Source organism: Fuerstiella sp. (genome assembly GCA_022447225.1).
Lineage (GTDB): Bacteria > Planctomycetota > Planctomycetia > Planctomycetales > Planctomycetaceae > S139-18.
Genome location: JAKVAZ010000009.1, coordinates 44,966 through 68,713 on the forward strand (window position 1 = coordinate 44,966; position 23,748 = coordinate 68,713).

Below are 23,748 nucleotides of genomic sequence, written 5' to 3' on the forward strand. Positions count from 1 at the left end.
TCACAGATCACAGCGGAAGTGCTCGAGACCGTTCCGTATTCCGCTGTGACCCAACGATCCACGGAACGCAGTTCGTTCGGCAACATTCCGCAGATTCCTGCTGCTGTCGGCACACGCCCGCCCCCGGTGCGGCACTTCCTGCCGATCCCCGAACCCCCGTCATCCCCTTTAGTTTCCGTTGCCTGCGTCACAGGCGATAGAAACACGGCGACTCCGCACAGCACCACAGATTCTACTGTTGCGGATGCAGGACCTTTGACGATTATTTCTGCAGCGCTGCATTACGCACAACAGCGGCACCGGAACAGCGGCACCGGAAGCGTGACAGTTTTCGGGACTATTGGCGATTGACGGATCGATCGTGGCAGATAAATCTGAAAACACAACCGGCTTGACGTCCCGATTCATCGGGCGAATCGTTGGATTAGTGGCCCGATGGCCGCGATTCATGATTTGGCCGGTATTGATCCTCGGCTGTGCTGCCGCCGGTTTGACGGTTTCCGAACTGAAACTACGAACCGGTCGGGACGCACTGATTGATCCGGCGGACGAATTTTCACAGTCGTGGTCACAGTTCACGGCAGACTTTTCCAGTCACGGCGATCTGATCGTCGTGGTTGAAACCAAAAAACCCGACAAATTAAAGATCAGGGCGGCACTCGACCAAATTGCAAATCGACTCCGAAACGAACCGGATTACTTTCGAGATATACTGTACCGCATTGATCAACGTGAAATCCGCAGCAAGGGCCTGCAGTTTCTGACTAATCGCGAACTGCAGGAGGCTGCACGCCGCGTGGACAAATTTGCTGATGCCGGGGACCGTGATCAGTGGGATAATCTGCATCTTGCCTCTTTCAGTCGCCGACTTCGCGGCGGTCTGCGACGGGCTCATGAACACGGCAAACCGGAAGCCGCACTCCTGCGAAACGCTGATCGTTTTGTCTCCAGTCTGGATGATTTCCTTTCCGGAACCATGCAGGATGTTCGCTACACGTCATCCACATTCCCTTCACCATGGCAGGACTTCATAACGGTTGGTATTGATCACGGTGCGGAGGATCAGGGTCTCGCCTACCTGATGACTGACGAACAAAACATGGGCTGGCTGCATGCTGTGGTGGTTCCACAGGAAAAGGATCTGGATCCGGGTGCCGCCAGTGTTCTCCGTCTGCGGGAAATCTGTGCAGAGGTCGAAACCTCCTATCGGGACACCGGGGCTCCACTCAAAGTATCTGTAACCGGTATCCCCGCTCTGGAACACGACGAGTTGTCGCGAGCGGGTCATGACATGATCCTCGCGGCGTTACTTGCAATTATCGCCGTCGGGGGCCTGCTGTCGTTCGGATTTCGAAATGTACGCCATCCGATGCTGGTATTACTGACGCTTGTCGTGGCACTCAGTTGTACGTTTGGCGTGGCCACCCTTACGGTTGGTCACCTCAACATCCTGAGTGTGTGTTTTGCGTCGATCTTGATTGGACTGGGTGTCGACTTCGGTGTGCACTTTCTGTCGCGTTATCTTCATATTCGTCAAACCACTCATGATGTGGAAGAAGCCCTCAAGCAGACGGGACGGGTTTCCGGCGGTGGTATCATCACATCAGCGATGACCACCGCACTTGCCTTCGGAAGTGCGTCGCTGACCGGATATCCAGGACTCGCAGAACTCGGAATCATCACCGGAAGCGGCATTCTGATTTGTGTCGCGTGCACATTCCTGTTCCTGCCCGCATTGATAGCGATCTCTGACGCCGGAACCAACCCTGTGACTCTACCCGGTCCAATCATCGGTAAACTGTACCGACGTATTGTCGCCGGTATTCCACTGATCGTTGCGGGTGTCTCCCTGCTGGCTGTCACAGGACTGGGTTCCAAAGCTATTCGATGGCATCACGGTGAACCGAAGCTGCAGGTGAACTACGACTCTAACCTGATGCATCTTCAGGATCCTGACCTGCCCAGTGTTCAGGCTCAGCGAAGACTCTGGCAAACCGCAGACGAATCATTGCTGTATGCAATCGCCGTCGCTGATTCCCGGCAGGACGCAGTCAGGCTGAGCTCACGGATGGAGGAACTTCCTTCGGTTCATCACGTCAGTGAAGTCGCCAGCTGGCTTCGGCCGGCCCCGGATCAGACGAGACAGCAGCGGATTTTGAATCTGCGCAATCGCGTGGCCGGTCTGGCACGTCGCATCCCCTCATTTTCACCCGCCCGACCCCGCACAATCGGCACGGAACTTGACGCTCTGTACCACACACTGCGAGTCTCCCGAGATCCGGCCGCGGTCGCACCTGCCGAAAAACTCGACCGTTTTCTAAACCGATTCGTAACACTGAATACAAAAACACAAACCGCCGTTCTGAGTGCCTATCAGGATCTGCTGGCAGGTTCGCTGATGCACCAGTTCCAAAGGATCGGTCGCGCTACCAGTCTGGATCCCGTGCGGCCCGATGACATTCCTGCCGAATGGAGAAATCGGCTGTACCGCAGAATCGACGGAAAGCAGCGATGGCTGGTCAAAATCTACCCGGCAAGGAACATCTGGAACCAGGCTGACCTGACAACATTCGTCCAGGACATTCGTACGGTCGATCCTGAAGTAACCGGGGCACCAGTGCAGAACTACGAATCGTTTTTACAGCTGCAATCCTCGTGGAAGGCGATTGCTGTTTATTCTCTGGCAATTATCAGCCTGTTCCTGCTGTTTGATTTTCTGCGTCCAGGTCAGAAAGTGCTGACACTGCTGATTCCAATGGCAATCAGCGGGTTCATCGGTTACACGATGCAGCATCGAACCGGCGAACTGAATCTCAACCTGTTAGTGACGATCTACCTGTCGATGGTCGTGTTTATCGCACTGGTTGTCGACGTCCGGAACCTACGAGACACAATCCTCGCACTGCTGCCTCCCCTGTTTGGCGCGGTCGTAATGGCAGGGGCAATGACGATCCTGCAAGTGGACTTCAACCCGCTGAATTTGATCGTGCTGCCGCTGGTGCTGGGAATCGGTGTCGATGACGGCATCCATATTGTACATGACTACCGACATCAGGTGGCCGGTGGATCAAGGAACTATTCTCCGTCCGGAGAAACGCTCACCGGAGTGATCCTCACGTCACTGACTTCAATCATCGGTTTTGGCAGTCTCGTGTTTGTCGGCCATCAGGGACTTGTAAGTGTGGGAATTGTGATGGCAATTGGAGTCGCCGGTTGTCTGTTGGTCGCCCTGGTTCCACTTCCCGCAATCCTTACGCTGCTGGCACGACACCAGCCGACGGTCGTTACGATCCCGGCAGCACATAAGCCCACAGTCCCCCAACCCGAGCCAAAGATTCACGCAACCGCTGAGGAACAGGGAGGCACCGCTGTTTCGGGCGATGAAAACCGTCCTATGACTCGACGTGAAAAACGACGTCTGGCGCGAGCCGCATAACGGGTCACCGGATTGACGCAATTCAGCTCATACCGGACAGGTGCACAGATGACTGTACGTTTCGGACGCTGGACAGACGCCACGCTCTGACTCCTCACTCGACAACAGTCCGGCCCGCTTCCGTCACCCGCTGTTCCTAAAACCCTCCCGCGTGGAGAACGCCCAAATCCTCTCCGAAGCCATGCGGGCCGGACTGAACCCAGCGGCGCCAGAGCGTGACGGCTGAATCAGGATTTGCTGTCGAACATAAATGATGTTTCGGTGGAATGGCACAAATCACCAGTGACGATTATCATCGTCTCTGACTCTGCGAACTGTCCTGCTCACTGACCACACGAAATCATGCCAATCACCATACAAAGCATCGAAACACTCATTTGCCATGCACGGATGCGGAACTGGATATTTGTGAAGGTTGTGACAAGCGAACCGGGATTGATCGGCTGGGGAGAAGCCACGCTCGAATGGAACACCCGGGCAGTGGCAGGAGCTATTGAAGATATTTCACAGCTCATACTGGGAGAAGACCCCCGGCGAGTAGAACACCTCTGGCAAATGATGTGGCGGCAGCATTTTTGGCATGGCTCGGGCATCGTTCGTTCGACGGCAATCTCCGGAATCGACCTTGCCCTGTGGGATATCGTGGGAAAAATTCACGACGTGCCCTGTCACCAGTTGTGGGGCGGTCCGGTGCGCGATGAGATTCGTCTGTATTGTCACCTGGGCGGCGGAAACCTGGAGAAGTTCTACGAAACTTCGGTTGACAATGCGAAACAGTTTTCTGATCTGGCTCAGGAAGCCGTTTCCGACGGGTTCAGCGCATTTAAGTCAATGGCGGTTCCTCCCACGATGCCGGTGGAAGGTCTGAAACCGATTCGGACAGCCACCGCCTGTGTGGCAGAAATGCGGGACGCCGTCGGTGACGAAATCGATATCATGGTGGACTGCCATGCGCGTCCCTCACCGGCCATGGGAATGCAGTTCGCCACGGCCCTGGAACCGTACGGACTGTACTTCTTCGAAGAACCCTGCTGGCCCGAAAATCCGGCCGCTCTTGCAGCAATCAATGCAGCCGTGTCTACACCGGTTGCAACAGGTGAACGGCTGACCGATCTTGCTGCATTTCGTGATTTGTTTACTCTCCGCGGGTGCGAGATCTGTCAACTGGACCTGACGCACTGCGGTGGTTTCAGTGAAGCACGCCGCATTGCGGCTCTGGCGGATGCATACCGAATCGCTTTAGCACCGCATAATCCACAGGGACCGGTCAGTACAGCGGCATCACTGGAATTCGGTTTTTCACAACCCGGCTACATCATTTGTGAGTCTGTCCACAACGATGTTCCGTGGCGACAGGATGTGGTGCAGGAAGGTTTTTTGGTCGAAGAATCAACCCGAACGGTCAAAGCAACGTCCAAACCGGGACTGGGGATCTCCATTAATGAAGCGGAGGTTCTCAAACATCCGTTTGAACAGGAAATTCCTCAACGTGTGTTTTATCGCGATGGTGCTGTGGGAGACTGGTAATCCATGAGCTCGAACGGACCACGTCATTTCCGGCACGCATCTTTCCGAGGACAGATTGGAATTGCCCGAACGGACATCACGCCCGCCATCGGGACTTATTCGCGTAACTGGGGCGCTGCTGAACACGACGTCGCTGATGCGGTTCACCGATCACTGACTCTTTCTGTTCTCACTCTGGCCTCAGAGACTGAAGAATCACCACTGATATTCATTGATGCAGATCTGGGATGGTGGAAAACGCCTCAGGTGTTTACCGAATTTCACAAGCGGCTGCTTCGAGAGCTGGAGGTGGAATCTTCTGACCTGATCTTTGCGCTCAGCCATACTCATGCGGGTCCGCCGCTGGAGCAGCCGGATGATCTTCTTTCGGGAAGTGGGCTGCTTAAGGAATGGATGGAAACACTGCACCACCGCACCGTCCAGGCAGTACGTCAGGCAAAGTCAGCTCAGACGGACAGCATTCTCGAATGGAACACAGGTCGATGCCAACTGGCTACGGTAAGAGACCTGCCCGATCCGGACAGCAGCCGTAATCGCCTGCTGTGCGGCTTCAACCCGGACGGTGAAGCCGATGACACACTGCTGTTAGGCAGGATTACTGATTCCAGTGGAAACATTCGTGCGACTCTGGTGAACTATGCCTGCCATCCCACAACACTGGCGTGGGAAAACACCGCACTGTCTCCCGACTATCCGGGTGCCATGCGGGAAACGATGCAGAACCACACAGGTGCACCGGCGTTCTTCATGCTCGGGATCTGTGGAGATCTCGCACCTCGTTACCAGTACGTGGGTGACCCCAGCGTCGCCGATCGGCATGGTCGGCAGCTGGCACTGGCCGCGTTATCTGCTCTGGAGGATATGGAACCACCTGAGACTCAACTGGTTTTTCAGAAAGCAGTGGAATCCGGGGCACCGCTGGCGGCATGGCGTCATCTGCCGTCGGAATCATCTCCGGCACTGAAAGCGTTTCAGACCAGTGTGCGGCTTCCGCTGAAAGACTGGGCCACCGCGGAGGAACTGGAGCAGCAGCGTCTCGCCTGCGACGAACGCGCAGAGGAAGAACGTCTCCGCCGGAAACGAGATATACGTCGGTCGATCGGTAACGGTCCTGACTGGGAACTGGCGGTGCATGCCTGGCGGATCGGTGACACCGTTCTGGTTGGGTGCTGTTGTGAACCGTACTCTGTTCTGCAGCAGGAATTACGCCGACAGTTTCCTGACCGCGTCATCATATGTATGAATCTGATCAACGGTTCAATCGGATATTTACCACCCGCTGACCTGTACGACACCGACGTTTATCCTGTCTGGCAGACTCCATTTGACCGGGGCAGCCTGGAACTCACACTTGACTGTATGACTAAAGCGATCCGTCATGTCCTCAACGAGTAACGAACAACTGAACGGCATTCTTACCGTTCTGCAGACACCGTTCACCGAACAACTCAGTCTGGACCGTGACACTCTGCGTGCAGGGATTGACTGGGCCTTTAAGATCGGAGCCCACGGTGTCGTGGTGGCCATGGTCAGTGAGGTCCTGCGACTTGGCTATCATCAAAGAAGGGAACTGGCCGCTGAAGTCTGCGAAGCTGTCGCCGGAAGAGGTTTCACTGTCATCAGCGCCGGTGCAGAAAGCACCGGCGAGGCGATCGAGTACGCCCGCCACGCTGAAGAACTGGGAGCCTCTGCAGTCATGGCCATTCCGCCGGTGGCAACCCGACTGGACAGTGCACAGACTCTGTCCTACTTCGAAGCCATCGCTCAAAGCGTGTCGATTCCCCTGGTGGTACAGGATGCATCCAGTTACGTGGGGGGAAGTATTGATTTAAAGGTTTACCGAAGTCTGCTGGATCAGTTTGGGTTTGAGCGGATTTTGTTTAAACCGGAAGCGAGTCCGCTGGGACCCAACCTTTCAAAACTGCGGGATGCAACCGACGGAGCGGCAAGGATTTTTGAAGGATCCGGAGGCATCAGTCTGGTGGACTGTCATCGCCGCGGAATTGTGGGAACGATGCCCGGCATGGAATTACTCGATGGTATTGTCGAACTGTGGAAGGCACTGGAGGCGGGAGATGAAAACCGAATCTACGAATTGTCCCTGCCGATCTGCGCCATCGTGACTCTGCAGATCCAGGCCGGGCTCGACGGTTTCCTGGCGGTCGAAAAATATCTGTTGCATAAACGCGGACTGTATCCCAATACAATTCGCATTCAGCCGAACGCCTGGGACCTCGACGATGAAACGCGCCGGGAGATTGACCGGCTGTTTGCAAGATTTCAGTCAGTTGTCTGAACCGACGTTTTCCACTGTCGACACCACAACATCCGGTCAAACCGAAGATACCCGAGACTGACGAGATTTCAACGGAGCCACGTCCCGTGTCACGTAGCCAACCCTGGCGACATTTCCGGGTCCTTTCAGAACCGCGGCGGGAGACCACATCGCTAACAACCGGTTGACGGAATCTGTCGGAGTCGCCACGCTAGTCAGCCGGGCCGTCACCGGTTTTTGAAACAGATCGAAGATGCGACCCAGGGAATCCGTCCAGTGGCAGCTGACCCAAATGGTATGAAACAGGAGTGAACGAGGCGTATGGCGATGACCGTCATAGAATCTGTTCACCAATGCATGTAAAAAGTGCGTCAATGATCAGTCACAAAAGCGAAACCACACGATGCTTTCTCCTTCTGCTGTTCCTGACCGGATTCGGAACGGCCCAGGCATCGAATCAGCCGGCGGACACCGTGGAGTTTTTCGAAAATCATGTGCGTCCGATTCTGGCTAACCACTGTTACGACTGTCACGGCGAAGACGAAGCATCAGGAAACCTGCGGCTGGACCTGAAATCCGGATGGGAACGAGGAGGAGATGCAGGTCCGGCCATTGTCCCCGGTGATCCTTCGTCCAGTCTGTTGTTTCGGGCCGTGTCCTGGCAGGACCCGGATCTAAAAATGCCCCCGGATGAGGCAGGCGGTAAGTTGTCCGACAAGGACATTTCACTGTTGAAGGAATGGATTCGGACCGGGGCTGTGGATCCTCGAAGCGGCGAAGAGATCCTCACCGATATCGACACGAAGTCAAAACTCCACTGGGCGTTTCAGCCTCTGAATCCTCCTCAGATCCCGGACGATGTTCATCCGGTCGACTTTCTGGTCCTGCAAAAACTCAGCGATGCCGGATTCGCATCCACGGAACGTGCAGATGCGCACACGCTGCTGCGCCGTGCAACATTCGATCTGCTGGGACTGCCGCCAACTCCTGAACAGAAGACGGCATATCGTGAGGGTTTCTCTGAACTGATTCGCCATCTGCTGGCGTCGCCTCGCTACGGGGAACGCTGGGGACGTCACTGGCTGGATGTTGCTCGTTATTCGGACGCCAAGGACGGTGTTCTGATGTACGGCGATGAACGTATTCGACCGTTTGCCTACACGTATCGCGATTACGTTATCCGTTCATTTAATGAGGACAAACCCTTTGACCGGTTCATCCAGGAACAACTTGCCGGCGATCAGCTGTCGCTTCCGAAACATTCACCGGAGCTGGCTGCTATGGGCTTGCTGACACTGGGCCCCATGTTTGACAAAAATCGTCACGACGTGATTGACGACCAGATCGATGTCATCACGCGAGGATTTCTGGGCCTGACAGTCAGTTGTGCGCGATGTCACGATCACAAATTCGATCCGGTTCCTACGGCGGACTACTATTCCCTTTACGGCATTTTTGCCAGTAGTATCGAACCATACCATCGTCCGCGAATCGCAGAGGTCTCTGAAGACGGCCGCGGATTTGAACAGGAGTACTCAGCAAAGCTCGAAGAAGTCCGGGCGAGTCAGAAATCCTACATCGAATCAACGGTGAATACGGCACGAGTCCGCACTCCCGAGTATCTGGTTCGAGTCGCCACCACTGAACCTGATATTGATGAAACCTCAATTTTCTTTCTTTCTCTGGTTCCCGAACAACTGCGCCCCGGAATCACCTGGCGATGGCGACAATTGATCTCAAAACGTGCGTTTCCTGATGATCCTGTGTTTGGACCGTGGCATGATCTGATGCAAAGCCCCGTACTGCGGACCACGGAATGGCGCGAACGTGGAGTGGATTCCCGCATCATCAACGCTCTGACTGCCGCCTCCCCTGAAACTCCAGAACAGATTGCCCGAACCTACGGGCAGGTTCTCCGCAGTGTCTGGAACGCAGAAAGACAACTGATCGAACAGATCAGTGAGATTGATGATCGCCTCACAGAACGGAACACCCATGCGGTCAGCATCGCGGATCTCACCGGCGGCGGCAATGGATTTGGCAGCGGCAGGCGAGGTCGCGGTATCCACCCGGCCACCGGAAACATCACAGGCGATCAGGAGGGATCGGTGAACATCGAACACCCCGGCCGGCTGGTCGAAGTTCAGACCAGCGAATTCATCGACGGGGTGTTCGTACCAAACTCCGGGCAAACAACAATCAGTTCCACTGGTCTTGTGATCACCACAAACACGGAATCCAGTAATCAAACCTGGGACTATTTCCGGTATGGCCCGGTCAGCGGAGCCACCGTGAACTCAATAGACGGAATTGACTATTCCGCAGCTCCAAATCGGATGCTGGGAATAGGCGCCGACAAGGGGATCACCTTCGACATTCAGGCAATGCGGGACGCATGCATTTTCAAAGCGTCCCGATTCAAAACGGTGTTTGGTCATACTGGCGAGGCCGACGAAAGCCGGCTTCACCTGAGTCTCTATCTCGACGCTCAAAAAATTCTGGAACACAACAACGTTGGCGTTCAGAAGAACGGCATTGACATCGACGTCCGTATTCCTGAACACGCACGTTTTCTTACACTAGTGGTCACCGCATCGGCACAGAATCCGTCACGCAGCCAGGCTGTTTTCGGAAATCCGCAGATTGTCCCTCAGTTTTCCAGGGAATCCGATCAACGTCGAAGTGCTGAGACTGCAGAACTCAAACGCCACAGACTGGAACTTCAGACAAAGCGTCATGAATTGGCACTTAAGGATGATCCGCTGGGATCGTTACTGGTATCACGGCAAAGTCCGATATGGTTTCCAAGGGAGGATTTGCGCCTGTATCTGTCCAGGTTTGACAAGATTGACTTCGAAGACCTGTTGAGTGAACTCGATGCAATTGCTGTGAAGCACCCGAACGCGCCTTCACGCGCCATGGTGCTGGCTGACAGTGAAGTTTTGTACGAACCGGTGATCTTCCAGCGAGGTGACCCTGGTCAACGAGGAACACCTGTGGGACGCCATTTCCTGAAGGTCCTGTCGGCAGAACCCCGAATCAGCTTTCCTGACGGAAGCGGTCGACGAAATCTGGCCGATGCTATCGCTGCTGCTGACAATCCCTTAACGGCACGCGTATGGGTCAATCGAGTCTGGATGCACCATTTTGGGGAGCCGCTGGTGGAAAACCCCGGAGATTTCGGCCTCAGAACCAAGCGACCGGTTCATTTTGAACTGCTGGACTACCTGGCTGATTCATTCATCAGGAATGGCTGGAGGACAAAACCGCTCCATCAACTGATCATGTCCTCTCAGGCATACCAGCGAGCCTCACAAATTCCTGAAACCGATCGAATGGCCCGCCAGCTTGAATCTGACTCCAGGAATGAACTGTTGTGGCACGCGAACCGCAGACGGCTTGATTTTGAACAAATGCGGGACAGCATGCTGGCCGTATCAGGCCAAATGGACACCAAAATGTATGGACGTCCACTGCTGATTACGGAATCTTCAAATACTCGCCGAACGATTTACGCATTTGTTGAGCGGCAGAACATCCCGGCGATGGTACAGACATTTGATTTCGCAAATGCTGACACTTCCACATCCCGTCGAGTGAACACAACCGTTCCACAGCAGGCCCTGTTCGCAATGAATTCGGAGTTCACTGCCAGAGCGGCTGACGCGCTTGGGAAATTAGCCGACAATTTTTCCGGGCAGGAAAAGATAATTTACCTGTACACTGAAGCGCTGGGACGCTCGCCGTCGCACGCAGAACTTCAGATGGCAGCGAATTTTTTGACCGCAGGTTCAACAGAACAACTTGCTCAGGTCCTGTTGATGAGCAACGAGTTCATGTTCGTGGATTGATTGTGGTCATTTTTCCTGTCGAGCCGAAAGAATGGCTTGAATCCGGTGGTCCAATCGCAGTCCACATCGCTCGAAATCGCTCGAACCTGCTTTGTCGCCAGGAAATGAAGTTCTCGTGGTCGGGAACCTCTGAGCCGATCTGAAGGTGACTTCCGACCATACAGTATCGGGCTTCCAATACGGAGGGGCCTGATTAAGATACGCGCGAACATGTGAGTTTGGGTGGGGGTGGTTCCGTGATGATCGCCCGGTTTCCGCTCGCATTTTACCGTACTCAATCATGTCTGATCCCTCGTGGCAGGGATCGCAGGAACCGTATCCGACTGCCGAATCGCACCAGGTGGGCCCACTACCCGTCAATTTGCCACGAACAATCTGTAGCCAACCAATGCATCGCATCACAAAAGGTCTGGATTTGCCGATCACCGGGCATCCTCCACAGAGGATCACTGCGGGGCCCCCGGTCACAAAAGTGGCACTGCTGGGCGCCGATTATATCGGCATGAAGCCAACGATGCTGGTACAACCGGGAGACACCGTCAAACTCGGGCAGCCACTGTTTGCAGACAAAAAAACAGAGGGTGTCGTCTTTACCAGTCCGGCTGCGGGACAGGTCTCTGAAATCAATCGGGGACAACGCCGGGTTTTCCAGTCAGTCGTCATCGATGTGAAAGGTGACGACTCCATCGAGTTTCCGGCACTGGCGAACAAAGATCTCCGGTCTGTTGACCGAAGTGAACTGGTCGACCTCCTGGTCAGCAGCGGACTGTGGACGTCATTCCGTACAAGACCTTACAGTCGAATACCATTGCCGGCGAGTCAACCGCGTTCAATCTTTGTACAGGCCATCGACACCAATCCGCTGGCTGCAGAGCCACGCATGGTCATTCAGGAACGGGAACACGATTTTCACTTCGGTCTGCTGGCACTGTCGCGTTTGACGGACGGTCCGGTTTTCCTCTGCCGTCCTCCGGCTCAGGTACTTCCGGGCGAGGACGGCGACAGCATTCAGCCGGAAGAGTTTGACGGACGGCACCCCGCCGGACTGCCGGGGACACATATTCATCTCCTGGACCCGGTTGGCCCCTCCAAGACTGTATGGACAATCAATTATCAGGATGTGATTGCCATTGGTCATCTGGTAACAACCGGACGATTGTCTGTCGATCGAGTCATCTCAGTTGCAGGTCCGTCCGTTGAGACTCCTCAGGTGATTCGTTCGAGAATGGGTGCCTCTCTGGATGAACTTTTCGCAGGACGACTTACGGAGGGAAATCATCGGTGTATCTCCGGCAGCGTACTCAGCGGCAGAACCTCTTCGGGAGTCTTTGCCTATCTGGGTCGTTATCATCTGCAGGCGACTGCTGTTGCTGAGGGGAACCAGCGAGAATTTCTGGGCTGGTTGACCCCCGGGGCAAATCGATTTTCAGTCCGACGAATTTTCTCGTCGGCACTGGACCGAACGAAGCGATTTGCGTTCTCGACGTCTCAGGAAGGCAACGAACGGGCCATGGTCCCGATAGGCATGTACGAACAGGTAATGCCGCTCGATATTCTGCCAACGTTTTTGCTGAAATCATTGATTGTTGGTAACACGGAAGAAGCCCAGGCACTCGGGTGCCTGGAACTGGATGAAGAAGACCTGGCCCTGTGCACCTTTGTATGTCCAGGCAAGTATGAATATGGCCCGATGCTTCGTGAAAGTCTGACGACAATCGAGCGCGAAGGCTGAACATTACACACATCACACGATGTCCGATCAACAAGGCCTCACTGCTCGGGTGAGAATTTTCAACCGCGATGAAATTTCTGCGTAACAAACTGGATCAGATGGAGCCATTTTTCCACAAGGGTGGAAAACTGGAAAAGCTCTATCCGGTTTACGAAGCACTCGACACCTTCCTGTATACCCCGGGAATCGTGACCAACGGTGCTGCTCACGTCCGTGATGGCATGGATGTGAAGCGGATGATGATTTTTGTGGTCATTGCCTTGACCCCGTGTATCTATATGGCGTGCTGGAACACCGGCTACCAGACCAATCTGGCCGCTCGTTCCGTCATTGAAAACGGAATGTCCCCGGATGATCTGGTTGCCGAACTTGGCTGGCGAGCCGCAATGCTTCGGAATATGGGCTGGTCCCCCGGATCCGGCGGGAACTGGCTGTGGCATGTGATTCATGGCGCCCTGTATTTTTTCCCGGTCTTTTTGGTAACAAATATCGTTGGTGGCACATGGGAACTCATCTTTAGCTGTACACGAGGCCATGAAATCAATGAAGGCTTTATGGTAACGGGAATGCTGTTTCCACTGACACTCCCTGCGACAATACCTCTGTGGCAGGTAGCACTGGGAATCAGTTTCGGAGTCGTAATTGGTAAAGAAGTTTTCGGTGGCACCGGTCGCAACATTCTGAATCCCGCACTGACCGGCCGGGCATTTCTTTACTTTGCCTATCCAGGACAGATCATCGGAGACAAGGTTTGGGTGGCAGCTGTCGATAGTTTCAGCGGTCCGACGCTGTTGACAACGATGGGTTCCGTTCGTGACGTCTCCGCTGACTCATACAAAGACGTTGTCAGTACGCTGAACCTGAGCTGGTTTGACGCGTTTATGGGCTGGATCCCGGGATCAATGGGTGAGACTTCGACATTGGCGTGTCTTCTGGGAGCCGGTTTCCTGGTGATCACGGGAGTCGGCTCCTGGAGAATCATGGCAGGAGTGCTGGCAGGAGCCACTGGACTGTCTATGGCATTGAACGGAGTCGCCAGCACCACCAATGCCGTGTTTCAGGTTCCGCCGCATATGCATCTGATGACGGGAGGTCTGGCCTTTGGTCTGGTCTTCATGGCAACCGATCCTGTGTCCGCCGCCGTGACGGACAAGGGACGCTGGATTTACGGAATCCTGATCGGAGTGATGACAATCATCATACGAGTCGTCAATCCCGCGTTTCCGGAGGGCATTATGCTGGCAATCCTGTTCGGCAATGTGTTTGCTCCGACGATTGACTATTTCGTCAAGGACCAAAATGTCAAGCGGAGGGCCGCCCGCGATGCAACGTGAATCTACATTGTATACATTCAAAGTCGCTGTGGTCCTGTGTTTGGTTTGTTCTGTAGTTGTGTCTTCACTCGCTGTGGGACTCAGAGGCGTTCAGAAGGAACAAAAGGAAGCATTTCGACAACAAAACATTCTGACGGCTGCCGGGTTATGGAACAAATCCGAAAACACAAAACAGGAAGCAGAGGCGTTCTACAGCCAGTACATCACGCCGGTGTTCATTGATCTGGAACGAAGTCGGTCCACGAATCGAGTCCAGGAAGGATCCGGTGAACTTGATCCAAAAGCCGCCGCCCGTGACTCCCGATGGCATACTCTGATATCGGAACTCGACAGGAATGTGGAGGTCCGCGACGATGCCGGTATCCGCAAACGTGAAAAATACACTACCGTCTATGAAGTCAAAGAAGACGGTCGACTGAAGACTCTCGTGCTGCCGATTCGAGGTTACGGGCTGTGGTCCACACTCTGGGGATTCATTGCGCTTGATCTGACACAGGTAACACAGGGTCCGGAGTCAATCACGATCAAAGGGTTGTCATACTACGAGCATGGCGAAACACCTGGACTTGGCGGAGAAGTTGAAAACCCGCTCTGGACCGCCAAATGGCCGGGAAAAATGGTGTACGATGCGGACTGGAAGGTTCGCGTTGAAGTTTCCAAGACAGCGACAACCGGCTATCAGGTAGACGCGCTGTCCGGAGCAACAATCACTTCCAACGGCGTCACCGGAATGCTGAAGTTTTGGCTCGGCGAGTACGGTTTTGGCCCATATCTGAAATTCCTCTCCGACTCGGCTGCGAATTCTGATTCAGATTCCGGCAGTCCAGGGAACGGTCCCACCTCAGAGACGCTGTCAACGACCGCGCAGTAAAGGTTCCAGGAGAAATTCATGGCCGACAAGACAGCCAGACAGGTCCTTTTCGACCCATTAATTAATGACAATCCAATTACGCTGCAGGTGCTCGGACTATGCAGCGCTCTGGCAGTAACTGTAAAGCTGGAGACGTCGCTGGTAATGGCACTGGCCGTCACACTGGTGACCGGATGTTCCGGAGCGGCCATCGGTCTGATCAACCAGGTGATTCCTCACAAAATCCGGATCATCGTACAGATGACGGTCATCGCTTCGCTGGTAATCGCTGTGGACCAGCTACTGCAGGCTTTTGCATTCTCCGTCAGTCAAAAGCTTTCGGTCTTCGTGGGATTGATCATTACAAACTGTATCGTCATGGGCAGAGCTGAAGCCTTCGCCATGAAAAACGGACCGTGGATGAGCTTTCTGGACGGAATCGGAAACGGGCTGGGATACAGCTTGATCCTGATTCTTGTTGGATTTGTTCGAGAGCTCTTCGGATCAGGTAAACTGCTGGGATACACGGTGCTTCACCCGGTCACTGATGAAGGCTGGTACGTAACCAACGGACTTCTGTTGATTTCTCCCAGCGCTTTCGTGCTGATCGGACTGATTATCTGGGTGATCCGAACATTCAAACCCGAACAAGTTGGCAAGTGAGACAGGTCCCGTGGAACACTACCTCAGCATCGTTGTCAAAGCGATTTTCATCGAGAACCTCGCACTGGCTTTTTTCCTGGGCATGTGTACGTTCCTGGCGGTTTCAAAGAACGTAAAAACCGCCCTCGGTCTGGGAGTCGCCGTGATCGTGATTCAGGGAATCACAGTTCCGGTCAACAACCTGATTTACCAGTATCTGCTGTCTCCGGGAGCACTCAGCTGGACAGGAAGCGACAGACTTTCTGAACAGGATTTGATGTTCGTCGGACTGATCAGTTATATCGGAGTGATTGCGGCAATGGTGCAGATCCTCGAAATGACGCTCGATCGGTTCTTTCCGCGGTTGTACAACAGCTTGGGAATCTTTCTTCCACTGATTACCGTTAACTGTGCGATCCTCGGTGGAACACTGATTATGGTGGAACGAGGAATGACCTTCGACGACAGCGTTGCTTTTGGAGTTGGTTCAGGCGTTGGCTGGGCCATGGCGATTGTGGCCCTGGCCGGTATTCGCGAGAAAATGAATTACAGCAACGTTCCCGACGGTCTGAAGGGACTGGGGATTACATTCATTGTGGTAGGCCTGATGTCTCTGGCGTTCCAGGCGTTTTCCGGTATCAAACTTTAGACAATCTTAGACGGCCCGACCGTTGGTGACGAAAGCGTCGCCCCTGCCGACGCAGAGCGGCGGGCTCTCCGTTAACCGCAGACTTCATTACTGGCATATCGTCATGTTAACCATTCTGCTCGGCGTTCTGATGTTTACGGGAGTCGTCGTCGTCCTGGTCGGCCTGATTGTTGAGGCCCATAAACTTTTGGTACCCGACGGTGATGTGACGATCCTGATTAACGATCAAAAGAAAATTTCTGTTCCCGCCGGAGGAAAACTGCTGAATGCTCTGGCATCCAACGGAGTCTTCGTTTCATCAGCCTGTGGTGGTGGAGGCACCTGCGCTCAGTGCAAGGTTCACATCCATACAGGTGGAGGTGAAATCCTCGACACAGAAAAAACCCATATCAACAGGAAGGAAGAACGGCAGGGGTGTCGTCTGTCCTGTCAGGTCGGTGTTAAACAGGACATGCAGATTGAAGTTCCACCGGAAGTGTTTGAGACAAAAAAATGGAAATGTAAGGTTCGATCCAATCGGAATGTGGCCACATTCATTAAGGAACTGGTTCTCGAACTGCCGGAAGGAGAAGACGTAGGATTCAAAGCCGGCGGATATATTCAGATTGAATGTCCGCCTCACAGTCTCAGATATCGTGACTTCAACATCGAAGAAGAGTATCACGAAGACTGGGACAGATTCGATGTCTGGAAATACGAATCGGTTGTCACAGAAGAAGTCGTGCGGGCCTATTCGATGGCAAACTACCCGGGCGAAAAAGGCATCATTATGCTGAACGTTCGCGTCGCCAGTCCCGGACCGAAAGATCCACCGGAGACACCGCCCGGAAAGATGTCATCCTACATCTTTAACCTGAAACCAGGCGACGAAGTGACAATTTCCGGACCGTACGGTGAATTTTACATTAAAGACACCCCGGCGGAAAAAATATACATTGGCGGTGGTGCTGGTATGGCACCTTTACGGTCGCATATTTTTGAACTGTTCCGCAGTATGGACACCGGCTGCAATGTCACGTACTGGTATGGCGGACGCAGTGTACGTGAGCTGTTTTATCTGGACGAATTTGAGGAACTGGAAAGTACCAACGACAATTTCAAGCTTAATATCGCTCTGTCGGATCCTATGGAGGAAGACAAGTGGACCGGACTGACCGGATTCATTCATCAGGTCCTGCACGACGAATACCTTGCAAATCATCCAGCCCCCGAAGACTGCGAATACTACATCTGCGGACCGCCCATCATGCTCAAGTGCTGTCAGGACATGCTCGCCAGCCTGGGTGTTGAACCCGAAAACATCGCCTACGACGATTTTGGCGGCTGACATCCCGCGTGTTGCGGCAGAACCATAGGTGACGAGTCCGGTGGTCTTGTCAGCAATGAGTATCGGTCGTTGTTTTCTACAACTCGTCCGTAATCAATACGGCTGTTGTCGTATGCCGGCATGTTCGTTCACTCCCAGCATGTTCCACCATGGAACGATTTGCCGGCAGCCTGTCACGTTGAAAACATCCGTATTTAATCTGTAACACCGCACATTCGGAATTCAGTCGGCCAGAGCACTGTCCGGCACGCGATTGCAGACAAACACAATCGGAAAAACTGCAGCAGACGGTACCGCAGTATGCTGTGTGCATTTTGTTGGTGACCGGTGAGCCTGGCAGTCGGTGCCCCGTACCGGAGCCATTTGGACACCGTCAAACAGTCCGCGGCCAGGGAACTCCTCCCCAGGCGACGGTGGAATCGATCGACGTCGCTATTCACCGGCAGGCAGCCTGTTAAGAAATATCAGGTCCCGTACCGACTCCCTGGACTTTGCGATCCCCGGTCCGGACTCGCGCATCTGTTTTTTGTGAGGAGGATTCGCTTACTCTTGGCGAGTTGCTCCGAATCTCCCGACTTCCTTCCGCCGCGCCTGCACGGCGGACGCACATCTCGTCAATAACTTCCAACCCCTGAACCAGTTGACCAAACGTCATATCCAGATCAGACACAGCACACACATCGTAAATATTCATTACAAGCCGCTCACAAACCCACAAGGAACGTCTCCGTTCGTTCGTACGAATCCTGTAACCGGAGCCCGCGAGGAAACTTTGACGCCAGACTTCCGTCTCCTCAGATGAATTAGACAACCGGAACTCATCGAAATTCTCCGGTGCCAGCCACTGACCCGACAGGGGCCGAAACATCATTGACGGATTTAGCTCCGGGAAACGAGACGTTCACCCGTGCACATGCGAGATCGGAATAAGTGAACGGTGACTCACCCGACAGGATGAGCCAACTCCACTGCGGGCAATAAACCAAACAAGGTGGAATGACGTTATGACATTCCAGCCTTACAGCGCAAACGGTTCAGGCGTACGAATCACAAAAAATTTGCGAACGCGTTTTTTCACGTGCCACTGTGCCTTCATACCCAGCGGAAAATGTGCGGTGTCACCGGAACGCAGTAAGATGATACGTTCAGTTTCGTCCGCTGTGATTTCCACTTCGCCTTCAAGCACATGAATAAACTCATCCCAGTCGTACGTCCACTCGAATTTTCCGGGCTCACATGACCAGATTCCGCTAGATATTTTCCGATCTTCACTTTGCGTCAGTACGGCCCCTCGTGCAACCGGATTGCCTTCTACAATTAGCGACGGTGGAATCGGCATGTCAGGAAGTTCGTCTCTGACTCCTGATGCCACCTGTAGACTCAACGTGGACAACATGCTGCTCCTGAATCTGAAATGCTGGTAGTACTCCGAACGCCAGGTTCGACATATGTTTATCGGCTCAGTCTCAAACTCATACTAAAACGTGTGCAATGCATGAACAGCTGGCCACATGTTTCAGCAGCTTTCGTATCAAAAACACGACTGAATTGTCACGGTTTCTGAATCCCGCATCACAGGCATAGTCTCTCCGGAACAGTCGGAACAAAAGCAGCGATCAACTTTATCAGAGTGGAATCTGATGCCTCTCAGACTGTCCGGATCTGCAGCAACTGACTGTGATCAGCCCCAACTGGCAATATGATCGCCATAGCAAATATGAATTGGACGTCCGGCGGAGTTGTTGTACGTGCGTTTGTAGTCAATTCCCAAGTGTTGATAGATGGTCGCATGGATGTCCTGCGGACTCAATTCGCCGTGAACGGGGTGCTCCCCCTTTGAGTTCGTTGCTCCAAGAATCCTGCCCATCGGCTTGCCACCCCCCGAGACAAGAATTGACATGGCATTCGCCCAGTGATCACGCCCCCAGTTGATTTTTCCGTCGCTGTTTCCCTTACGATAGTTGCCTTTGGGAGTGCGCCCGAATTCACCGGTGACAACGATCATGACATCCTCGTCAAGATTTCGCTCATGAATGTCTTCGATCAGCGCCGTAACGACACGATCATATCGCGGCAACCGTTGTCTCATCGCTGTCGGCAGATCGCCATTTACTGCATGGTCGTCCCAGTTATAGATTTCACTGTCCCCCGGAACTCCAACGGTGACGAAACTTACTCCAGCCTCCACCAGCCGACGTGCCTGTAATGCCTGCCGGCCCCAGCCATCGCCATATCGGGTCAAAGTACGTTTGTCCTCCAGAGAAGTGTCGAAAGCATCTCTTGCTTTGACACCGGTAACAATATCAAAAGCCTGCTGTTGAAAATTGTCGGCGGCCTGAAGACTGCCGGAATCAATACGACATCGAAGCTGATCAATTTGTCCAAGAAGCTGCCTGCGATTATCCAGTCGGTGGACATCGAGATTAACTCCCGTATTCAACCCATTATCGACAGTCGGTGGACGATATGTATCAGACCAGTACCCCGTGGCCGTTGTAGGAACGTATCCGTAATGCCGTGCTCCCATACCCACAGCAACCGGAAGCCCTTCGTGAACCTGCCCCAATGCCCTGCTGACGACAGCACCCAACTCAGGATTGGTTGATTCGTTCCGATGTTCGTCCCATCCCGGATACCCACTGACCATCATCGGAATTCCATCGTTGTGGCCATTCCAGTTGTGAGAACATGAACGAATGATTGTAAATTTGTCCGCAATTGCGGCATGCATCGGAAGGAGTTCACAGACCTCGACGCCACTGACATTGGTGGGGATCGGTGAAAACGGACCCCGAATATCCCGGACAGCCTCCGGTTTCATGTCATAAGTTTCATGATGGCTGGGGCCGCCCTGCTGCCACAACAGAATCACCGACTTTTGTGTCGGCCTCGCCCTGTATTCGGACGTTTGATCGGCCTGGGCCCGGATCCGAAGCAGGTCCGAGAGAGTCAGGCCTCCCAATCCCAGGATCCCGGCTTTCAGGACACTGCGACGACGATGTCCACCGTTGGCTGTGCGGAACGGAGCAGTCAGATTAAGCATGGCAGCCTTCAGTCTCAGGGCATGATCTGCGAATGCGAGCGTATGATATCTGATACCGTCGTTCTGACAAATGGTATTCCGGAATTCGTTGCGAACTATCTGTGGTGCAGGTAACGACGATATTATCCTTTACTGCGTACAGACCATTTTGCCTCCGAAAACATTCATGACTCAATGCACACACCATGTTCGTTTTCGTTTACCTGTCCCGCACAGCCCCAAGAACCACCGGAGATTAACGTCAGGTAAGTCGAGACGTTTCGTGAGTCCGGTCTCGACGAAAACACGGCACGTGCATACGGCATACTGAAGAACATGGACAAAATTTCGGGCACCTGCTGCCCCCACTCGAACAACTGAACCTGCACGACAACACACTCATTATCTTTTTATCTGACACTGGTCCTGCGGGGCTTCGCTACAACATTGGTCTACGGAGCCGAAAGACGCAGCTCTACAAAAGGCGGAATTCAAGTTCCGTGTTTTGCGCAGTGGCCGAGTCATTTCCGCGGCGGACCGACGGTCAACCAGTGCCGGGCACACATCATAAATCCCGACACCGTTGGTCGCCGTCAGCCAATCCCGACTGACGACTCAAAATCTGAGTTGTACGCTGTCCGTGCGGATCCGTCCGAACAGCACGACATGTCAGCCAGTCGTCCGCAAAGAGTCTCCCGACTACGGGAAGCCTATGCCCACTGGTTCGAAGACCTGAAGGTCTCCCGCAATTTTCAACCCGGCGTCATCACTGTAGCACCAGCTCAAACAACCGGTACTGCAGTCACGTTACCAGGACGGAACATGGCGACACGGCTTTTCACATCGCTGATCGGTCGGTCTGGGGACGGTGGATTCTGACAGTTTTGTATCAAAAGGGCAGACACCCGCGTGGCAGGTCGAATCTGTCTTTCGTGGCCAGGCAGGACAAAACGTCTGCCCGCAGCAGACCATGATTGTATTTTTTAACTCCCGGCCGGTCAGGCGATGCTGGACATCCGGTTTCAGCGTGACGCTGCATCAGGAAAGAACACCCACAACAGCGGCGCCGTCGTGGGCGTAATTGCGAGTTTCAATCATTCAGACGAGGAACGTTGTTCCGGGTCACTCCCCCTTTCCGCATCTGAACATTAACGACCATGAAGCAGTGACTCATTTGCCTGCGGTATGCACACCGGCTTCCGCTGACTTCTGTCGGGAGATTTCAGCCGATTAGCACTTGTCCAGCATGCACGTGTCGACAAGCAGATTGACAACACTCTCCGCGCAGCGTCGACGACGTACGTTGATTATGGTAGGAAGCGCAAATGACTGTCGAAAGCAAACTGAGAGAACTGGGAATCACTCTGCCGATGGCCCCTGCGGCGGTAGCGGCATACGAACCCTGGGTCCGGTACGGAAACATGGTTGTCACATCAGGGCAACTGCCGTGGGACGGTGACAAACTGGGATTTTCCGGAAAACTTGGTGATGCGCTCAACGAAGACCAGGGATATCAGGCCGCACGATTGTGTGCGATCAATGCCATCGCACAGCTTAAGGCTGCGGTTAGTGAACTCGAATTGATCCGTCAAATTGTTCGTCTTGAAGGAAATGTGCACAGCGCCCCCGGCTTTCGGGGACATCCTCAGGTACTTAACGGCGCCTCTGATTTGTTTAACGAGGTGTTTGGCGATCGCGGTCGACACACACGCACCGCGCTGGGAATCAACGAAATGCCGCTTGATGCGCCGGTACAGTTGAGTGTGTGGGCGGAAGTCTGTGTTTCTGCCGGGTAATACTCATCGTAATCAGCTTCACATCTGCCGATATCTGCGCTGTCGTACAGTCGGATTAAACGCAGGTTCGTAATTCGTATACTGCACCACAACACACAACTGTTTCCGTTTCCCTGACCGATCACTGAATTACAGAGACTCACAGTTGCCACCGTGCCCGATATACGGAGTACCCAGGACCAGTGGTTCTACAGATACCTGATTCGTCTCTGCGAGTTGATATCCTCACCGGTCGCCGTGTGATCGTTGCTCCCGGTCGCAGTCAGCGACCGGGAGCCGTAAGCAGTGATCCGGATCTGACAGACCCTGCGGAGGGCAACCCGTTCGTACAGGGAAACGAAAGCCATACACCGAATGAACGACTCGCGCTTCGTCAGGCTGACAGCCTTCCAAACACTACAGGCTGGCTGATACGCGTGGTTCCAAATCAGTTCCCCTCTGTATTTTCACGATGCGACAATTCAGCTCAATCCGTCGACGGTCCCTTCAAGTCACTTCCACTGTGCGGGATTCATGAGATTGTAGTCGAATCACCCGTCACACATCGTCGGCTAACTGAACTCTCTGTGGCTGAGACAGCACGAATTCTGATGGCCTGGCAACGACGCGTACGAGATCTCGAACAACATCCGCAGCTCAAATCGATTACGATATTTCGAAACGAAGGATTCAGCGCAGGAGCGTCGCTGCCCCATGTTCATTCCCAGATTCTGGCAACAAACGTGGTTCCTCCTCAAACAGCAACCCGTCTGAAAAAAAGTTCACATCATCGAAATCTCTGCGGCAATCGTCTGTTGCAAGACCTGTGCACCTGGGAAGTTGCTGACGGTTCAAGAATTGTTTTCTCCGATCCCCAGTGTCTCGTATTGTGTCCCTACGCGGGACGCGTGTCCTGGCAAATGCGAATCGTGCCCCGCCAGTCCCCGTTTGATTCGTTCTCAAGCTGTACAGATTCGCAATTGATCAACGTTGCGGGCCAGCTGCACGCAGCGGCAGCGGCCATCGATCGTTGCGCAGGCCAGCTGGCAATGAATCTACTGCTTGTCCAGCCGCCGATTGAGAACAAAACAGAAGGCTGGTTTCTGGACCTGATGCCTCGTTCGGCAAGAATGGCGGGTTACGAACTGGCAACCGATGTTGATGTCGTGTCTGTCGCCCCGGAAGCAGCCGCCGCATTGCTTCGTGAGCAGTTTCAATTTCGTACCGCGGCCCCGAAGGAAGTGGTACTTTCCGGATACCGATGGTATGAAAACCGCTGCGGATTCAGCAAAGCTGCTGACGTATGATCAGCAGTAACCACTTCAAAG

The 23,748-nt window shown here is 53.8% G+C and carries 16 protein-coding genes; 13 read left to right on the forward strand and 3 right to left on the reverse strand.

Annotated features, from left to right (window positions below):
• The first annotated feature begins 361 nt into the window (after positions 1-361).
• From MK110_11015 to nqrF, 11 genes are all read left to right on the forward strand, one after another.
• Complete coding sequence (locus MK110_11015; GenBank protein MCH2211825.1) at positions 362-3,436, forward strand: MMPL family transporter; 3,075 nt, start codon at positions 362-364, stop codon at positions 3,434-3,436.
• 342 nt (positions 3,437-3,778) lie between these two features.
• A complete protein-coding gene (locus tag MK110_11020; protein MCH2211826.1) occupies positions 3,779-4,963 on the forward strand; it encodes a D-galactonate dehydratase in 1,185 nt (394 codons plus the stop codon).
• Between the two features lie 3 nt (positions 4,964-4,966).
• The gene (locus MK110_11025) at positions 4,967-6,358 is read left to right on the forward strand and encodes an alkaline ceramidase (protein ID MCH2211827.1); all 1,392 of its coding nucleotides are present in this window, start codon (positions 4,967-4,969) and stop codon (positions 6,356-6,358) included.
• Positions 6,342-7,259, forward strand: coding sequence for a dihydrodipicolinate synthase family protein (locus MK110_11030; protein ID MCH2211828.1), 918 nt, complete (start codon positions 6,342-6,344; stop codon positions 7,257-7,259). The genes MK110_11025 and MK110_11030 overlap by 17 nt, the downstream gene beginning before the upstream one ends.
• 353 nt (positions 7,260-7,612) lie before the next feature.
• Positions 7,613-11,089, forward strand: coding sequence for a PSD1 and planctomycete cytochrome C domain-containing protein (locus MK110_11035; protein MCH2211829.1), 3,477 nt, complete (start codon positions 7,613-7,615; stop codon positions 11,087-11,089).
• A gap of 280 nt (positions 11,090-11,369) precedes the next feature.
• Positions 11,370-12,821, forward strand: coding sequence for a Na(+)-translocating NADH-quinone reductase subunit A (locus MK110_11040; GenBank protein ID MCH2211830.1), 1,452 nt, complete (start codon positions 11,370-11,372; stop codon positions 12,819-12,821).
• A 68-nt stretch (positions 12,822-12,889) separates the two neighbouring features.
• On the forward strand, positions 12,890-14,155 hold the full coding sequence (locus MK110_11045) for an NADH:ubiquinone reductase (Na(+)-transporting) subunit B (protein MCH2211831.1): 1,266 nt from the start codon (positions 12,890-12,892) through the stop codon (positions 14,153-14,155).
• Positions 14,145-15,026 (forward strand): Na(+)-translocating NADH-quinone reductase subunit C, encoded by an 882-nt coding sequence (locus MK110_11050; protein MCH2211832.1) that lies wholly within the window; start codon positions 14,145-14,147, stop codon positions 15,024-15,026. Before MK110_11045 ends, MK110_11050 begins: the two co-directional genes overlap by 11 nt.
• Positions 15,027-15,044: 18 nt before the next feature.
• A complete protein-coding gene (locus MK110_11055) occupies positions 15,045-15,668 on the forward strand; it encodes an NADH:ubiquinone reductase (Na(+)-transporting) subunit D (GenBank protein MCH2211833.1) in 624 nt (207 codons plus the stop codon).
• A gap of 10 nt (positions 15,669-15,678) precedes the next feature.
• Positions 15,679-16,296 (forward strand): NADH:ubiquinone reductase (Na(+)-transporting) subunit E, encoded by a 618-nt coding sequence (gene nqrE / locus MK110_11060; GenBank protein MCH2211834.1) that lies wholly within the window; start codon positions 15,679-15,681, stop codon positions 16,294-16,296.
• 103 nt (positions 16,297-16,399) lie between these two features.
• A complete protein-coding gene (gene nqrF / locus MK110_11065; GenBank protein ID MCH2211835.1) occupies positions 16,400-17,623 on the forward strand; it encodes an NADH:ubiquinone reductase (Na(+)-transporting) subunit F in 1,224 nt (407 codons plus the stop codon).
• Positions 17,624-18,077: 454 nt separating this feature from the next.
• On the opposite strand, the gene MK110_11070 is transcribed toward nqrF, so the two are convergent.
• The 3 genes from MK110_11070 to MK110_11080 form a co-directional block, all read right to left on the reverse strand.
• Positions 18,078-18,494: a hypothetical protein gene (locus tag MK110_11070; protein ID MCH2211836.1), complete on the reverse strand. Its 417-nt coding sequence runs from the start codon at positions 18,492-18,494 to the stop codon at positions 18,078-18,080.
• 147 nt (positions 18,495-18,641) lie between these two features.
• Positions 18,642-19,016 (reverse strand): cupin domain-containing protein, encoded by a 375-nt coding sequence (locus tag MK110_11075; GenBank protein ID MCH2211837.1) that lies wholly within the window; start codon positions 19,014-19,016, stop codon positions 18,642-18,644.
• 288 nt (positions 19,017-19,304) lie between these two features.
• A complete protein-coding gene (locus MK110_11080; protein MCH2211838.1) occupies positions 19,305-20,666 on the reverse strand; it encodes a DUF1501 domain-containing protein in 1,362 nt (453 codons plus the stop codon).
• 1,304 nt (positions 20,667-21,970) lie between these two features.
• Between MK110_11080 and MK110_11085 the strand changes: the two genes are divergently transcribed.
• Positions 21,971-22,441, forward strand: coding sequence for a RidA family protein (locus MK110_11085; GenBank protein MCH2211839.1), 471 nt, complete (start codon positions 21,971-21,973; stop codon positions 22,439-22,441).
• Between the two features lie 182 nt (positions 22,442-22,623).
• Positions 22,624-23,727, forward strand: coding sequence for a hypothetical protein (locus tag MK110_11090; GenBank protein ID MCH2211840.1), 1,104 nt, complete (start codon positions 22,624-22,626; stop codon positions 23,725-23,727).
• The last annotated feature ends 21 nt before the right edge of the window (positions 23,728-23,748 follow it).